The following is a 15719-nucleotide window of genomic DNA, read 5'->3' on the forward strand; positions in this document are numbered from 1 at the left end:
TCAGCCTTTCGTGAGGGAGGTGTCGGTCTCGTGCGGCATCCGCATGAACGCCAGGGCGAGCGCGGCGACGATGAACGCCCCGGCGCAGACGCTCCAGATCGTGATGTAGCCGCCGATCGACGAGCTGAGGGATCCGGATGCCGTGAAGCCCGCGAGCAGCACGGCGAACACCGCACCGGCAGCAGAACCTCCGAGGGTGCGCAACGAGTTGTACACGCCGGTCGCGATGCCGGTCGAGTCGCTCGGAGCCAGTTCGGCGACGAGCGCGGGAAGTGCACCGAGGAGGAACCCCATGCCGATGCCGTTGATCGCCGAGATCACGAAGATCTGCCAGAGCTCATCGTGGAACGCGATCTGGATGAGAGATCCCGACGCGGCGAGAACCGCACCCGTCACCAGCACCGCACGGATGCCGATCCGGCGCGCGATCGGCGCGAAGGTCGCCGCCCCCACGGTCGCGAGGATCGTCACGACCGCCGTGACCGCCGACGCTGTTCCCGCGGACGCCGCGAAGCCGTAGCCCGCGGTATCGGGATCGGCCGTCAGGAACGTCGTCGAGGGAGCCTGCGCACCGAACATCACCATGCCGAACAGGAATGCCGTGAGGTAGACGGGCCCGAGGCGCGGCGAGACGATCAGCCGCACATCGATCGCGGGTGACGTGACGCGCAGCTCCCACAGCACCCAGAGCACGAAGATGACGACTGCCGCAGCGAGGGTGGCGATCGTCGCTGCCGAGGCGAACCCGTCAGTCGACGCCAAGCGCAGACCGAACAGCAGCACGACCATCGCGAGTCCGATGCCGATGAATCCGACGATGTCGATCTTCGCCCCGGTGCGCGAGGTGGATTCGGGCACCTTGAAGAAGACCGCGTAGACGCTGACTGCGACGAACAGCACGGGCACCAGCAGTGTCAGCGTGAGTGTGGGCAGGATCGCGGAGAAGATGCCGGCCGAGATCGTCCCGAGAATGGCGCCGCCCGTCAGGCACGACACGAGCAGGCCGATCGAGGTGCGAGCCGTCTCGCCCTTGATGCGGTTGTGCACGAGAGCGATCTCGAGCGGCAGCCACACCGCGAGTGGCCCCACGAGGATGCGAGCGGCGAGCACCAGCGGGTAGCTCGGCAGGAACGCGGTGACGAGAGTGCCGATCAGCACCGCGACCACGGCGATCCGGAGCATCCGGCGATGCCCGAAGATGTCTCCGAGCTTGGAGAGCAGCGGCACGCAGACTGCTGCGGCCAGGGTCTGGACCGTGAGGAACCAGGTGATGTCGGCGTCGGAGACCTGGAGATGGCCGGCGATCTCGCCGAGCAGAGGGGCGTAGAACCCCTGGACGAATCCGCTCGCGAGTTCGCAGAAGACGAGGAAGCCGACGACCGCGCGAGCGCTCACGTTCGGCAGGGATCGGGTGAGGGGTGGAGTGTCAGTGGTCAAGGAGAAGCCTGTTCATCAGCGTCTGCAAGGCGACGCGGCGGGGTGCTGACGAGAGCGTCGATGATGTCGACGTAGTGGCGCTCATCGATGTGGATGCGCTTGACGGACTGCCGGTACAGGGTGAGCCCGGCGATCGTGTCGAGGAGGATGTCGTGGTGGACGTCCTCCGGGAGCTCGCCGCGGGCGATGGCTCGATCGATGATCTCGACGCCCTGCCTACGGCGGTGCTGGAAGAAGGAATCCCACAGAGTGGGAAAGACATCCGGCTCGAACATCGCGCGCAGGCCGTGGCTCTGTTCGGGAGACAGCTCCTGGTTGCGCTGGTTCTGCAGCACGTGTTCGAGCAGGTCGGCACGGATGTCTCCGCGATCGGGCATTGCTCCGATCTCGACCTGCGATCGGAGCACCGCGGCGACGAGCGCGCCCTTGTCGGCGTAACGGCGATAGATCGCGGTCTTGCCGCAGCCGACCGCCTTCGACACCTGCTCCACGCTGAGTGCCTGATAGCCGTTTCGGCCGAGCATCTCGCCTGCCGTCGCGAGGATGCGTCGAGTGAGGTCCTCGTCGGTGGGACGGCCGGGCTTCTCGATCGGATCGGAGGTCATGGCCCAACGATACGATACGGAGTGTTTCGTAAGTATTACGGATATGAAACGATGTCACTCGCGCTCACAGTGCACTCTTAGATTCGGAGTGCAATATTGCACTCTATGAGTGAGAGTGCAGATTCACTGCGAGAGCAGCGCAGGCGCGCGACGACGCGCGCGCTCACCGATGCGGCACGCCGACTGACGACGGAGCGCGGCTTCGCCGGTTTCACGGTCGAGGAGCTCTGCGCCGAGGTGGGCGTCTCGCGGCGCACGTTCTTCAACTACTTCGAGAGCAAGGAGAACGCCGTCTTCGGGTTCGCCGCGATCGACTCCCGACAGGAAGGCCTCGAAGCGGAGTTCGTCGCCCAGAGCGGCGACCTCCTCGATGATTTCCTCCGGCTGACGATCGCCCGATTCGAGCTCTTCAACCCGCTCGACGACGCGCCCGCCATGTTCGCGGTGATCGAGCAGGAGCCTCGGCTGCTCAAGGCCGCGTTCGAGCAGCTGGCGAAGAACGAGCGTCGCGACATGGAGCTCGTCGTGCGGCGAAGCGGCGAGGGCGCTGCCGATGCCGAGTTGCACGCCGAGGTCATGGTCCACACCGTCGGCGCGCTGGTGCGCCTGTGCATGGACCAACTGCTGCACCATCACTCGACCGATTCCTTCAGCGATCTCGTCAGGCGTCGCCTCGAGATCGCTCGCGCCGTGTTCGCACCATCACAGAAAGCCGACTGAATGTCCGCCACAGCCACCAAGGACGCGCCGTTCCTGCTCACCAAGCGGCGCATCTGGATCATCTTCAGCGCCCTGATCGCCGGGATGCTGCTCTCGAGCCTCGACCAGACGATCGTCTCGACCGCCATGCCGACGATCGTCGGACAGCTCGGCGGCGTCGACCATCAGGTCTGGATCACCACCGCCTACCTGCTGGCGACCACGATCGTCATGCCGATCTACGGCAAGTTCGGTGACGTACTCGGCCGACGCAATCTGTTCCTCGTCGCGATCGCGCTGTTCACGCTCGCGTCGGTCGGCTGCGCCTTCGCCACCGACTTCTGGATGTTCGTCACCTTCCGCGCGCTGCAGGGCCTCGGCGGCGGCGGACTGATGATCCTGTCGCAGGCGATCATCGCCGACATCGTCCCCGCGAACGAACGCGGCAAGTACATGGGTCCGCTCGGCGCCGTGTTCGGTCTCTCTGCGGTGGCCGGTCCGCTGCTCGGAGGCTTCTTCGTCGACCACCTGACGTGGCAGTGGGCGTTCTACATCAACATCCCCGTCGGCATCGCGGCGTTCATCATCGCGCTCGTCGCGTTGAAGCTGCCGAGCAAGAAGGCTCAGAAGCCGATCGACATCTTCGGCGTGATCTTCCTGTCGATCGCGACCACCTGCCTGATCTTCTTCACCGACTTCGGCGGCGACAAGGAGTTCGGCTGGGATTCCCTCGCGACCTGGGCCTGGGGCGCGGGTCTCGTCGTGGCCGCGACAGCCTTCGTGATCACGGAGGCGAAGGTGCAGGACCCGATCATCCCGCTGAGCCTCTTCCGCAACCCGATCTTCGTCAACGCGACCGCGATCGGACTCGTGCTCGGCATCGGCATGTTCGCGGCGATCGGCTTCGTGCCCACGTTCCTGCAGATGTCGTCCGGCACGTCGGCCGCGGCATCCGGTCTGCTGATGATCCCGATGATGGTCGGACTGATCGGAACCTCGATCTTCTCGGGCATCGCGATCTCGAAGACCGGCAAGTACAAGATCTATCCGATCGTCGGCACGATCCTCACCGGCATCGCGATGGTGTCGATGACCACACTCTCGGCCGAGACGCCGATCTGGCTGATCTGCGCGTTCCTGTTCGTGTTCGGCGCCGGGCTCGGCCTGATCATGCAGGTGGTCGTCCTGGTCGTGCAGAACGCGGTGCCCGCCGGCGAGATCGGCACCGCGACCAGCACGAACAACTACTTCCGCGAGGTGGGTGCCTCGCTCGGCACCGCGGTGTTCGGCACCATCTTCACCACCCGTCTGACCGAGAACCTGCTCGGCGTCTTCGCCGATGCCGGGGCATCGCCGGAGGACGCATCGCAGGCGGCGTCGACCATCGACCCGGCGACGCTCAACGCGCTTCCCGATGAGGTACGAGACGGAATCGTCACGGCCTACGCGGATGCTCTCGCTCCGGTCTTCTGGTTCCTCGTGCCGTTCATCGTGCTCGCCCTCGTGCTGTCGCTGTTCCTCAAGCAGATCCCGCTGTCTGATCAGGCCGGGCTCGTCGCCCGAGGCGAGGCCATCAGCGGCGAGGAGGCCGAGCGCCTCGAAGCGGAGCAACGAGGAACGCCCGTCCGGACCGCCGCCGGTTCGGATGGCAAGGCGCATGTCGCGGCCGAGAGCGACGCCCCTCCGACCGCTCACTGACGCCTCTCCACAGATCACGGGCCCGCTCCTCACCTCGAGGAGCGGGCCCGTGTCGTCTGCGAAGTCAGGGAAGGTCGCCCACCTCGAGCTCGTCAGGGTGATCTGCGTTGTCGCCGTCAGCCTTCTGATCCTCACCCGGGGTCGCGGGGTCGATCTCGGGATCCGGATCGTTCGTCACGAAGTCGGCGTCCACGCCGGTCGCGTCGATCTCGGCACCTTCGTCCGGGCCTGCCTGAGGGTCTGACATGATCGCTCCTATCGTCGGGGTATCGGACGATCAGTGTGACCGGGTCGGGCCCCGAGCCGGCATCCCCTTGACATCGTCGTGCCGTGCAGCAACCGTTCCGATGGCCGTCGTGCGACCATCGGATCATGAGCGATGCCCCTCTCGTCCTTCCGACTCTCTCCGGCAGACAGGTGCGGCTCCGCGCATGGCGCGACACGGACGTCGCCCTCGTGCAGGAGGCGTCGCGCGACACGCTCATCCCGCTCGTGACCACGGTCCCGCGGACCCCCGACGAGACCGCGGCCGTGGCGTTCATCCGTCGTCAGCATCAGAGGCTCGAGTCGGGCGCGGGTTATGCGTTCGCGATCGCGGACCTCGATGATCGCGCGGTCGGTCACATCGGTCTCTTTCCGGTCGGTCGCACGCGCGCGAGCCTCGGATACTGGGTCGCTGCGTCACAGCGCCGGCGCGGCTTTGCGGCCGACGCTCTCGCCACCCTGACGTCGTGGGCATCGACTCTCGAACGCCTCGACCGTCTCGAGCTCCATGTGGAGCCGGCCAACGAAGGATCCTGGCGCGTGGCGGAGAGCGCAGGCTATGAACGCGAGGGCCTTCTGAAGGCCTGGCAGAGGATCGACGGGCGGCCACGGGACATGTACATGTATGCGCAGCTCACCGAGCGCGCGCGGGTCGGAGCCGGTCGCTCCTGAGCCCGGATACGACAAAACCCCCGGAAAACCGGGGGTCTTGATCTGTAGCAGGAGCGGGGCTTGAACCCGCGACCTCACGATTATGAGTCGTGCGCTCTGACCAGCTGAGCTACCCTGCCACACCGCATCCGCATCGCAGATACGAACGCTGTGAGCCCCGAGTCAGGATTGAACTGACGACCCCTTCCTTACCATGGAAGTGCTCTGCCACTGAGCTATCGGGGCGCGCTGCCCCTCGCGGGGCAACCACACGAGAATACCATCACTGTGGCGTCCTCATGAAATCGAGGTGTCAATACGAGGTGCGACCCGCGTTCTCGCGCAGCCACGGCAGCGGATCGATGGTGCCGCCGTTGATGATGATCTCGAAATGCAGGTGCGCGCCGTACGAGCGGCCGGTGTTTCCGGTGTGCCCGACGATGTCGCCGACCTTCACGGTCTGCCCGGCCGTGACCTGCAGCGACCCGTACTGCATGTGCGAGTAGTGGCTCGTGACGATCTGTCCGTCGATCACGTGGTCGATGTAGACGGTCACGCCGTAGGCGCCACCCTGCTCGGTGGCAGTGCGCACGACGCCGTCGGCGATCGCCTGGATGGGCGCACCTTCGCCGGGGACGAAGTCGATGCCCTCGTGCAGGCGACCCCAGCGCATGCCGTATCCCGAGCTCATCCCCACGCCGACCTTGAAGGGCCACTGGATGGCGGCCTCTGCGTCGTTGGTGAAGACCTCGTTGGAGTAGTTGATGCCCTCTTCGGACGCCACCTGGATCAGGGAGACGGTCGAGAAGCTGTCGGAGCGCGCGAGCGACTCGTTCTGCACGTCGGAGGACGTGACGAAGGCCTGGATCTCATCGTCGGCGCTGTCCGCCGACTTGGAGCCCGATGCGGCGACGAGAGACGTGGCCGCGAGCGACGGCGAGCCCTGCACTGCGGCGACGGCCTCAGCCGGAAGGGTCATTCCGACCGCGAGGAGCCCAGCCAGGCTCATCACACCGACGGTCGCACCGACCGTGAGGAACTTGCGCGCCGATGGACGACGACGGGCGACGTGCTCGACAGGCGTCTCTTCGGCCGCAGGGGCGTCAGGCTCGACTGTCGGCTCGGACGCGCTCTCCGAGGCGACGCGACGGAATGCGCGGGCCGCGGTCTCGAACGCGTCATCGGTGCTCGGACGGCGGTCACCGGCGTCGTCGCGCTCGGCGCGCAGAGGCTCTGAATCAGCGTCTTCGACCATCGCGGGCATCGCCGCAGGCTCGACGACAGGTTCCACGACCGGCTCGACGACGACCTCGGGAGCCTCAGTCGGCTTCACCGCGACGACGTCTGCGGAATCGGATGCTGCTGACGCTGCGGCGACGGCGGTCGCCGTGATGAGCACCTCTGCGGTGTTCAGCCGTTGGCGGGCGGCGCGGCGCGACATCGGGGTCTCGGATGCGACGGACGCAGATTCGGATACGGGTGCAGCTTCGGAGACGGCTTCCGTCACTCCTGCCGCAGAGGCCTCGAAGGCCGCAGTGCGGGGACGGCTGGACCGGCGCGTGGGCGCAGAGGCAGCCTGGGGATTCTCGAAGGGCAAGTCAGATTCTCTCGGGTTTAAAACGTCAAGCTCGGGGGCGCTTACGACCTTCACCGATTCGGGCCGATGAAAGTAACGATCGGATAAACCCTAGCCTGATCCACCTGTGAATGCCATGAATCGTTCACGTTTCATCGCGAAGAATATCGATCACGCGTCGGTGGACCTCGGTTCCACCCGCGATGAGCATGGGTCTCGTCGAGTCTCGGTCGATCAGCGAGACGCTGCCTCCGGCCTCGACGACGAGCAGCGCGCCCGCCGCGTGATCCCAGGGCTTCAGACCGCGCTCGAAGTAGCCGTCCAGGCGTCCGGCGGCCACGAACGCGAGGTCCAGCGCGGCGGAACCGGCGCGTCGGAGATCCCTGGCGATCGGCATGATCCTGCGGACTGTGGCGAGGTCGCCGTCGTGCGTCGCCGGGTCATAGCCGAAGCCGGTCGCCAGCAGCGCACCGGCCGGCGTCTCGGTCGTGACCGAAAGCCTCGCCTCTTCCAGAAACGCGCCGTGGCCCGTCGCCGCGGTGAACATCTCTGCGGATGCCGGGGCGTAGACGGCCGCGGCGAGCGCCTCCCACTCCCCCGCGACAGCGCTGCCGCGCACCGCCGCGATGCTCACCGCGTAGGAGGGAATCCCGTAGGCGTAGTTCACCGTGCCGTCGATCGGATCGACGACCCAGGTGATTCCGCTCTCACCCCGTTCGGCCTCGGATTCCTCACCGAGGAAGCCGTCGCCCGGCCGAGCCGCCCGCAGCCGTTCACGGATGAGCATCTCGACCTCGCGGTCGGCGTCGGTCACGATGTCTGCGAGCGTCGACTTCGTCGCGGCGAGGTGCACGCCCTCGGCGCGACGCAAGCGCGCCAGGTCGCCGGCCTCGCGTGCGATCCGAGAGGCGAGGTCGACGAGCTCGAGTTCGAGGCTCACTGCGGCGGGAACGGCGGAGCCGGCGGATAGGCAGCGGGCGCCTGCGGCGCCGGAGGCGCGGGCTGCGTCTGCGAGTACGGCTCAGGGGCAGTCGGGAAGGGTGCGACCGGGAACGGCTGCGGGGCGGGAGGTGCGGGCAGCGCCTGCTGGGGGGCCTGCGGAGGCTGAGCCGACGGGTGACCGGTGTAGTAGGCGTTCCAGTCCGGCGAGCCGTCAGGCAGCACGGGCAGCGGGGTGCGACCGTCGGCATACGTCGGCCATGCGGGGGCGGCGGCGACGCCGTGATCGGCAGCCCGGGGGCCCGCAGGCTTGCGAGGAGCGAACAGAGCGTTCAGCAGGGGGATCAACGTGGTCCCCACCGCCGCGAGGATCGTGAGCGCCACGACGATGCGCCAGTAGAGCTCGCCGTAGTCGAACGTGTTCGGGAACGTGAGGAAGAAGATCAGCAGGCCCACAAGACCACCGAGGAACACGATCGTCGCGATGTAGATGATCCGGGTGAACGTCGTCACGTGCCGCTGGGCGGCCGGAGTGAACAGCCGCACATGCAGCAGGGCGAGTTGGAGGATTCCCACGACCAGGAGCAGCTGGAAGAAGCGCTCGGCGCCGGTGAAGAACTGATCGTCCTCCGGCAGCCAGATCTTGACGGCTCCGACCAGCAGAGCGACGATCCAGCTGACCATGCTCGACAGAGCGAGCCAGTCGGGACGGTTCGGTGCGAGTCCTGCCTCGAGGATCGCGATGCCTGCGAAGGCGGCGAGCAGGAGGATCGTGAGGAAGGCCCGGCCGATCAATCCGTCCTGATCACCGACCAGCACCCACACGACGCAGACGAGTGCGGCGGCGATGAGCGCGCCGATGGCGATCCAGATCGCCCCTCTGATGAGGAGGGACATGTTCTTCTTCTCGATCGGCACAGGGGGCTGCGGGGATATCTCCGGCTGCGTCATCGCGTTCCTCTCGTTGGGCGGCGTTGCGTTCATCCTTGCATGCGCCGGCGCGAGGGCAGCAGTGGCGGCGCGATCCGTGGATACATCGGGGCGAACCGGCTCGCGTGCAGTGATCAGCTCTTGCGTGCGGAGGAGGCGGCGAAGGCGGCGATCCGGGCCTGGGCGTCCGGCGTCGCCATGGCGGCCCCGATCGACCGCGCCTCCTCGCTCAGCTGCTCTGCGAACGTCCGCTCGGGCTGCGAGCGGACGAGTCGCTTCGCGTGTCCGTAGGCCTCCGCTGCCCCGGCAAGCCAGAAGCGTGCGACCTCCTCGGCACGGGCTCGGACGAGATCGGCTTCGTCCGCGGAGTCCGCCCCCTCGACGGCCTCTGCGACGAGGCCCCACTCCACCGCCTCGGCGGCCGACAGCAGGCGGTCCTGCAGCACCAGCTGCAGCGCTCGACGCTGTCCGACGGCTCGAGCGAGCTGGGCCGAGACCGAGAGGTCGGGGGTCAGCCCGATGTTCGCATACAGACTGCCGAGGCGAGACCGCGATCCGACGACGGCGTAGTCACTGCTGAGAAGGATGCCGAGTCCACCGCCCGCCGTCGTGCCATGCGCCGCGGCGACCACGGGCACTGCGGACTCCGTCAGGGAGCGGATGCCGGTGTTGATGACTTCGGCGAGCGCGGTGATGTCGTCGGCCGACCCCATCGTCGTCGCCATGTCGATCACGTCGCCACCCGCGCAGAACGCGGGACCCGCCGCGTCGATCAGGATCGCCGTGACGTCCGACCGTGACGTGGCCTCTGCCGTCGCATCCCGCCAGGCGTACGCGAGATCGGCGTTGAACGCGTTGAGCCTCGCGGGGCGGTTCAGCGTGAGCCTGGCCAGCCCCTCAACGACGGCGAACAGGATGGCATCGTTCATGGCTTCTCCTTCGAGCACAGGACGTTGGCCACCAGGCTAACCGCGATCAGCGCTCGTCCCGCACCCGCTTGGTGAAAGCCTCCATACGCCGTCGAGTGCCGTCGAGGCGCATGTCCACCTGTCCGGGTGCCAGCACCTCGCTGGGGGCGAGGGGGTGTGCGAGCCTCACGTTCTCGTGGCACGAGAGATCAGCGCAGATGTAGGTTCCCACTGAATCTCCGCGCATCCCGGCCTCGCCGGCTCGCCGGGCCGAGAAGAGCGCGACCTGGTTTCCGGGCTGCATCGTGTGGCAGATGTTGCACATGCCCGAACGCCCGCGGCCGGGGTCGGAGACTCGGAGGACGACTCCGAAGATCTCCCCGTCGTGCTGGGTGAGGACGTAGCCGCGGCGCCCAGCGCTCGGATCGCGCCATGCGAAGAAGTCGAGGTAGTCCCAGTCGATCAGCACCAGATCGAGGGGCATCTCCATGACTCTCAGCTCGTCCGCATCCGCGTTGACGAAGGACGCACGGATGTCTGCCTCGGTGAGCGCTCGCATCCGACCAGTCTATGAACCCCTCAGCCGCCTGCGTCCGCACATCGCCATCACGAGACCCCTGCAGCGGCCGGGGTGAGTGCTCGGACAGGCGCGCGCTGCGTGCGCCCCCCTTATGATCCTGACTCTCAGGCGGTCTTCAACTCCCCGCCTCCCGAGACACCGACGCAGCCGGTCGGACTACTCAGCGGCGCGCTGCATGGCCTCGTCAGCTTCCGAGACGATGTTGCGCATGGCGACAGCCGCCGCATCCGCGTCGCCGCTCGCCACTGCGAACGCGACATCGCGATGCCACTGCACCGCGTTCTGGTCGGCCACGTGAGGCATGAGGGAATGAGCGGTGCGCCCGCGGAGGACCGCCTCCACCGTGCCGCCGAGCGCGGCGAGCATCCCGTTGCCCGAGGCCTCCAGGAGGAGCCTGTGGAATCGGATGTCGGCTGTCAGATAGCGCTCGCGATCGGCCTCGTGGTCTTCTTGCCCCATCGCGACGACGAGCGACACGAGGTCGACCTTCTGCTCGGAGGTGGCCGTTCCTGCAGCGAGGCCGGCAGCGAGTGGCTCGATGACGGAGCGCAGCTGGCTGAGCTCGCGCAGCTGTTCGTCGCGGCCCGGTCCTGCGAGGCGCCACGCGATCACCTCAGGGGCATAGACGTTCCAATCGGCGCGAGGCCGCACCTCGACTCCCGACTTGCGACGCACCCAGACCAAGCCGAAGGACTCGAGGACTCGCACTGCTTCCCGCGCCGCGGAGCGTGAGACACCTCTTTCGCTGGCGAGCTCGACTGTGAGCATGCGCGAGCCCGGGGGGTGCTCGCCATCGACGATCGCGCGACCGAGCTCGGCAACGAGCGAGTCGTGGACGGGGCTTGCGGGGCCGGCGACGGTCATATGTCGAGTATGCCGGTCGCGACTGCGTGACGTGGGACGTCTCACACGATTGTTTCGTTTATGTTGCGCATGACGTGGTATGCGTGCTTATTATGTACGGCATAAGGTCGTAAACCACGCCCGGATCAAGGAAGCTCATGGCACTCTTCACCCCCGCCGCCGACGCGCTCATGATGGCAGCCGCCGACACCGCAGCCCCCGACCGCCCCGCCGGTCAGCTGATCACCGCCGCCGTGCTGGGGATCGCGATCATCATCGTCCTCATCACCTGGGTGAAGCTGCATCCCTTCCTGTCGCTCACCATCGGCGCGCTCGCCACAGGTGCGATCGCCGGCATGGACATCGCCGCGTCCGTCACCAGCTTCTCGACGGGCTTCGGCACCACCATGGGCGGAGTCGGCATCCTGATCGCACTCGGCGCGATCTACGGAAAGCTCCTCGCCGACTCCGGCGGCGCCGACCGCATCGTCGACACGCTCGTCAGCCGCGCCAGCGCGCGTTCGCTGCCCTGGGTGATGGGACTCATCGGCGCCGTCATCGGCCTTCCGATGTTCTTCGAGGTCGGCCTCGTGCTCCTCGTGCCGGTCATCATCCTCGTCGCACGCCGCTCCGGTGCGCCGCTCATGCGCATCGCGATCCCGACGCTTGCGGGCCTCTCCGCCATGCACGGCCTCGTGCCGCCGCACCCCGGTCCTCTCGCGGCGATCGACGCGCTCGGTGCCAACCTCGGCCTCACCCTCGCCTTCGGTGTGATCGTGGCGATCCCGGCCGTGATCATCTCGGGCCCCCTGTTCGCACGCTTCGCGGAGCGCTGGGTCGATGTGCCGGTGCCCGAGCTGTTCGTCACCGAAGAGGACGAAGGACAAGAGCAGCGTCGGCGCCCGTCGTTCGGAGCCACGCTCTTCAGCATCCTGCTGCCCGTGTTCCTCATGCTCGCCAAGGCTGTCGCCGACATCTCGGCCTCGGGGTCGGATGCCCCCTGGAAGCTCGCTCTCGACTTCCTCGGCACGCCGGTCATCGCACTGCTCATCGCCGTGCTCGCCGGCTTCTTCATCCTCGGACGCGGCGCCGGCTTCGACCGCACGAAGATCAACGACATCGTGGGGTCGTCGCTCGGCCCGATCGCCGGCATCCTGCTGATCGTCGGCGCTGGTGGCGGGTTCAAGCAGGTGCTGGTCGACACCGGCATCGGCAACGTGATCGCCGAGTTCGTCTCCGGGTCTTCGGTCTCGGTGCTGATCCTCGCCTGGCTGGTGGCCGTGGTCATCCGTATCGCCACCGGGTCGGCGACCGTCGCGACGATCACCGCCGCCGGCATCCTGCAGCCGCTCACCGAGACCCTCGACTCGCCCATGGTCGCGCTGCTCGTGCTCGCGATCGGCTCGGGATCGGTGTTCCTGTCGCACGTCAACGACGCGGGCTTCTGGCTCATCAAGGAGTACTTCGGCCTCAGCATCCCGCAGACTCTGAAGTCGTGGACGGTGCTCGAATGCCTCATCTCGGTCACCGGTCTGGCCGGGGTCCTCGTCCTGAGCCTCTTCGTCTGAGCGCGCCATGATGTCCGTCAACGCACCCGTCCTCGTCTTCATGGGCGTCGCCAGCACCGGCAAATCGACCGTCGCCGCCATGCTCGCCGGACGCCTCGGCTGGGCCTTCGAAGAAGGCGACGATCTGCACCCCGAGGCGAACGTCGCCAAGATGGCCGCTGGCCATGCGCTCGACGACGACGACCGCTGGCCGTGGCTCGACCTCATCGCCGAATGGATCGACGAGCGCATCGAGGCCGGCGAGCCCGGCATCGTCACCTGCTCGGCCCTGAAGCGCAGCTACCGCGACGTCCTGCGCCGAGATGCGGTCACGTTCGTGCACTTCGCGGGCGAGCGCGACCTGATCCTCGATCGGATGCTGCGCAGGGAAGGCCACTTCATGCCGACGACCCTTCTCGACTCGCAGTTCGCCACCCTGGAGCCGCTGGAAGACGACGAGAGGGCGATCGAGATCGACATCGCTCTGACGCCCGCCGAGCAGGCCGCACAGATCGCCTCGCGGCTGCGCCTGCACCCCGACTACTGAGACGATCCCTCGGGTCGCGACACTCAGAGTCATGGGGAACTCGATGCGGCACCCGGTAGGAGCACTGCTCGTGGCGCTCCTGCTCAGTACCGGACTCGCAGGATGTTCACCGCAGACCGCCGGAGGTCCGAGTCAGCACGGTACGAGCAGTGACGCACCAGGCGCCGAGACCGGGGCGAACGCTCCCTCAGCTTCCTCGCGAGCGTGCGAGGAGTCGGTGATCATGCTGACGGTCGACTCCCCGTCGCCGCGGGCGGGACAGACCGTCACCGTATCCGTCGATCCTGCCGGGTGCAGCATCGACGAGCAGTGGGCGGGAGAACTGATCGTCCGCACTTCCGGTGGTGACACGACGACCGGCTCACGCCTCGAGATCGGAGCGGCCTCCGTCTCGGTCGATCTGCCACCCGATCTCACGGGGCCAGCGCTGCTGATGCTCGAGCCCGATCAGGACTGCGAGCAGGCAGGTGCGACCGGCGACTGCCACTATCCGTACGTCGAGGTCCAGATCGGCCCCTGACCACGGGCGGAATGGACCCAGTCGTCATCGGGCGTTCGCGCATCGACGACGTTGGGCAGCCCTCACTGCGTCACCCGACTCGCCTGTCACCCGACTCGCCCGTCACCCGACGAGCAGTCCCAGCGCCGTGATCCCCTCGACGACGAGGTCGTGATCATCCGCTGAGGGAAGCCCCGACACCGTCGCGACGGCGACGACGCCCACCCCTTCGACACGGACGGGGACCGCGCCACCGGCGACCGCATACGTGACGGGGTCGAGCCATCCCGGCTCGAACATGTCGCGCCCGCCGCTGGCGACACGTGCTTCGAGCAGCGCAGTGCTGGTCTCGAACCTCAGGGCGGTCGCTGCCTTCTTCTGCACCCAGGCGTCGTTGTCAGCCGTCGCGCCAGGCAGCGACGCGTGGAACAGGACGCCCGACGCAGTGCGCACATCGACCGCGACGGGAGCTCCCTGAGCCAGCGCGCGCTCGGCTATGGAGCGCCCGAGTCGCCACGCGTCCGCTCGGTCGAATCGCCGCACGACCAGTTCGACGTGCTCCTTCTCCAGCTGTGCGAGCCTCGTCTGGTCAGTCATCAGCAGCGCCTCTTTCGTAGATGGTTCGCCTGCGACTGTAGCTGGCGCATACAGCTACTCACGAAGCGCGCGCCGGGCCCTGAAGACTGCGAGCACGATCAGCAGCATCGCCGTGAGGAGGACGCTCAGGATCGCGCTGTTCGCCGCGAACAGCCACCGGTCATATGAGGTCTCGATCGGATCGCGCCACGCCCGCTGATACTCAGGCGGTGGCAACGCTCATCCTGTGGGCGGAAGCGGTCAGCCGAGCTCGCCCGATCCGTACGGACGCACCGGTTGCTGCTTCTGGAACTCGTACTCGCCTCCCTGGCGTCCGCCGAAGGGACGCCCATGGTCGGCGAACTCCTCGCGGTAGTACGCCAGGCGCCATGGCCCTATCTCGATGCGAGATCCGGTGCGCAGGATCCTGGCGTTCTCCGTGCTGTGCGGCAGATTCGGTCGGCCGCCGCCGGTCGCCGCATACGAGTAGAGGACATACTCGTCGTCCTCATTGTGACGGACTTCGGCGTGGCGGGCTTCGAGTCCCTCCAACCGGAGGTCGGCGTCCGGTCCGGAACCGATGACGGTGCGCCCCGGGAGCAGGTCGAACTCACGCGGCCTGCTGGAGTTCCAGTCGCCTGATCCGACCGCGAAGATCAACCGCGGACGACCGGAGCCGGGAATGTAATGGGTCGTCGTGACTCGCCGCCGAACTCTCCGGGCGACTGTGGGGACGAGGGGAAACGGCGTCGACGGAGGGACGGGAAGCCGGAAGCCGCTCCCGCGTTCCCGATGCTGCGCCTCCGACAGGAGCGTCGAGAGATGCCCCAGCTTGATGTGCGAGGATCCGGCGATCGCCCGGCCCATGGGCCCCGATCTCACATCCCCGAACTGAACGAGAGTCCCCCGCGGCCCTTCCACACGCACACGGATTCCGCGTCGCGCGAGCCCATCGGCGAGCGGCACGAGCTGAGTCAGGTCTCGACGGCTCATGCTTCCGAGTCCAGGGGTGGATTCAAGGGAGACGACGACCTCCTGACCCTCAGCCCTGACGCTGAACCGTGTCGGAGGGCCGCCGTCGGGGCTGGTCTGCTCGACCTGCAGGTCGATATCGAGGCGAATCATCGGAGGAGCTCGTGCTCAGACCGAGCCCGCGCCACCGGACGCGCTGTCGCTGGTCGTCACCCGGAGCGTGCCGTTGAACTTCCAGGTCGCCCGCGGCGCATCAGGCCCGATATCCCGAGGCACTTCGACGGTCATGTCGTCGAACGTGTAGTTGACGGCGGCTCCTCGACCGGTGAGGTAGGCCCACATCTCCCGCCCGAGGTCTGTCCAATCGGTGATCGAGGCACCGGTCGGCCCCGACGCCGAGTCGAACAGCTCTGTCGGTTCATTCGGATCGCTCATGGCGTGCTCCTTT

At 67.2% G+C, this 15719-nt stretch carries 19 protein-coding genes and 2 tRNA genes; 6 read left to right on the forward strand and 15 right to left on the reverse strand.

The features are described from left to right. Entirely contained in the window at positions 1-1437 is a 1437-nt protein-coding gene (locus OB895_RS07520) for an MFS transporter (RefSeq protein ID WP_311879708.1), read from the reverse strand. Continuing rightward, complete coding sequence (locus OB895_RS07525) at positions 1434-2042, reverse strand: TetR/AcrR family transcriptional regulator (protein WP_042539127.1); 609 nt, start codon at positions 2040-2042, stop codon at positions 1434-1436. Before OB895_RS07525 ends, OB895_RS07520 begins: the two co-directional genes overlap by 4 nt. Before the next feature lie 105 nt (positions 2043-2147). On the opposite strand from OB895_RS07525, the gene OB895_RS07530 reads away from it, so the two are divergent. Beyond that, entirely contained in the window at positions 2148-2762 is a 615-nt protein-coding gene (locus tag OB895_RS07530; RefSeq protein ID WP_079112364.1) for a TetR family transcriptional regulator, read from the forward strand. Beyond that, on the forward strand, positions 2763-4439 hold the full coding sequence (locus tag OB895_RS07535; protein ID WP_042539122.1) for an MDR family MFS transporter: 1677 nt from the start codon (positions 2763-2765) through the stop codon (positions 4437-4439). Between the two features lie 64 nt (positions 4440-4503). Here the strand turns inward: OB895_RS07535 and OB895_RS07540 are convergent, their stop codons facing one another. Then, positions 4504-4686, reverse strand: a complete 183-nt coding sequence (locus OB895_RS07540) for a hypothetical protein (protein WP_056375780.1) — start codon at positions 4684-4686, stop codon at positions 4504-4506. A gap of 125 nt (positions 4687-4811) precedes the next feature. Here OB895_RS07540 and OB895_RS07545 point away from each other — a divergent pair, with 125 nt between their 5' ends. After that, a complete protein-coding gene (locus OB895_RS07545; protein WP_311879712.1) occupies positions 4812-5375 on the forward strand; it encodes a GNAT family N-acetyltransferase in 564 nt (187 codons plus the stop codon). A 45-nt stretch (positions 5376-5420) separates the two neighbouring features. Here OB895_RS07545 and OB895_RS07550 read toward each other — a convergent pair. The 8 genes from OB895_RS07550 to OB895_RS07585 form a co-directional block, all read right to left on the reverse strand. Beyond that, positions 5421-5494, reverse strand: a tRNA-Met gene (locus tag OB895_RS07550). Positions 5495-5528: 34 nt separating this feature from the next. After that, positions 5529-5600 (reverse strand) — tRNA-Thr (locus OB895_RS07555). A gap of 67 nt (positions 5601-5667) precedes the next feature. Continuing rightward, positions 5668-6795 carry a M23 family metallopeptidase gene (locus OB895_RS07560; protein ID WP_311879713.1) on the reverse strand — a complete coding sequence of 376 codons (1128 nt, stop codon included), beginning with the start codon at positions 6793-6795 and terminating at the stop codon, positions 5668-5670. A 280-nt stretch (positions 6796-7075) separates the two neighbouring features. Further along, the gene (locus tag OB895_RS07565; RefSeq protein ID WP_311879714.1) at positions 7076-7870 is read right to left on the reverse strand and encodes an inositol monophosphatase family protein; all 795 of its coding nucleotides are present in this window, start codon (positions 7868-7870) and stop codon (positions 7076-7078) included. Continuing rightward, positions 7867-8766 (reverse strand): hypothetical protein, encoded by a 900-nt coding sequence (locus OB895_RS07570; protein WP_311879715.1) that lies wholly within the window; start codon positions 8764-8766, stop codon positions 7867-7869. The genes OB895_RS07565 and OB895_RS07570 overlap by 4 nt, the downstream gene beginning before the upstream one ends. A 167-nt stretch (positions 8767-8933) precedes the next feature. Beyond that, entirely contained in the window at positions 8934-9728 is a 795-nt protein-coding gene (locus tag OB895_RS07575) for an enoyl-CoA hydratase/isomerase family protein (protein ID WP_311879716.1), read from the reverse strand. A 46-nt stretch (positions 9729-9774) separates the two neighbouring features. After that, on the reverse strand, positions 9775-10266 hold the full coding sequence (locus tag OB895_RS07580) for an FBP domain-containing protein (RefSeq protein ID WP_079112358.1): 492 nt from the start codon (positions 10264-10266) through the stop codon (positions 9775-9777). Positions 10267-10443: 177 nt separating this feature from the next. After that, a complete protein-coding gene (locus OB895_RS07585) occupies positions 10444-11151 on the reverse strand; it encodes a FadR/GntR family transcriptional regulator (protein ID WP_042539105.1) in 708 nt (235 codons plus the stop codon). Positions 11152-11288: 137 nt separating this feature from the next. Between OB895_RS07585 and OB895_RS07590 the strand changes: the two genes are divergently transcribed. The 3 genes from OB895_RS07590 to OB895_RS07600 all read left to right on the forward strand — a co-directional run bounded on the left by OB895_RS07590 (position 11289) and on the right by OB895_RS07600 (position 13744). Beyond that, a complete protein-coding gene (locus OB895_RS07590) occupies positions 11289-12698 on the forward strand; it encodes a GntP family permease (RefSeq protein ID WP_376708829.1) in 1410 nt (469 codons plus the stop codon). A 7-nt stretch (positions 12699-12705) separates the two neighbouring features. Next, the gene (locus tag OB895_RS07595; RefSeq protein WP_311879718.1) at positions 12706-13224 is read left to right on the forward strand and encodes a gluconokinase; all 519 of its coding nucleotides are present in this window, start codon (positions 12706-12708) and stop codon (positions 13222-13224) included. A 223-nt stretch (positions 13225-13447) separates the two neighbouring features. Continuing rightward, positions 13448-13744, forward strand: coding sequence for a hypothetical protein (locus OB895_RS07600; protein ID WP_153302142.1), 297 nt, complete (start codon positions 13448-13450; stop codon positions 13742-13744). A 102-nt stretch (positions 13745-13846) separates the two neighbouring features. On the opposite strand, the gene OB895_RS07605 is transcribed toward OB895_RS07600, so the two are convergent. Genes OB895_RS07605 through OB895_RS07620 form a run of 4 tightly spaced genes read right to left on the reverse strand, consistent with a single transcriptional unit; the run spans position 13847 to position 15706 of the window. Next, positions 13847-14320 carry a heme-binding protein gene (locus tag OB895_RS07605; RefSeq protein WP_079112356.1) on the reverse strand — a complete coding sequence of 158 codons (474 nt, stop codon included), beginning with the start codon at positions 14318-14320 and terminating at the stop codon, positions 13847-13849. Positions 14321-14374: 54 nt separating this feature from the next. After that, on the reverse strand, positions 14375-14536 hold the full coding sequence (locus OB895_RS07610) for a hypothetical protein (protein WP_153302141.1): 162 nt from the start codon (positions 14534-14536) through the stop codon (positions 14375-14377). A 24-nt stretch (positions 14537-14560) separates the two neighbouring features. Further along, positions 14561-15424 carry an FHA domain-containing protein gene (locus OB895_RS07615; RefSeq protein ID WP_311879721.1) on the reverse strand — a complete coding sequence of 288 codons (864 nt, stop codon included), beginning with the start codon at positions 15422-15424 and terminating at the stop codon, positions 14561-14563. Between the two features lie 15 nt (positions 15425-15439). Next, positions 15440-15706 (reverse strand): hypothetical protein, encoded by a 267-nt coding sequence (locus tag OB895_RS07620; protein ID WP_042539097.1) that lies wholly within the window; start codon positions 15704-15706, stop codon positions 15440-15442. Positions 15707-15719 lie beyond the last annotated feature (13 nt).

Source organism: Microbacterium forte, assembly GCF_031885415.1.
GTDB lineage: Bacteria > Actinomycetota > Actinomycetes > Actinomycetales > Microbacteriaceae > Microbacterium > Microbacterium forte.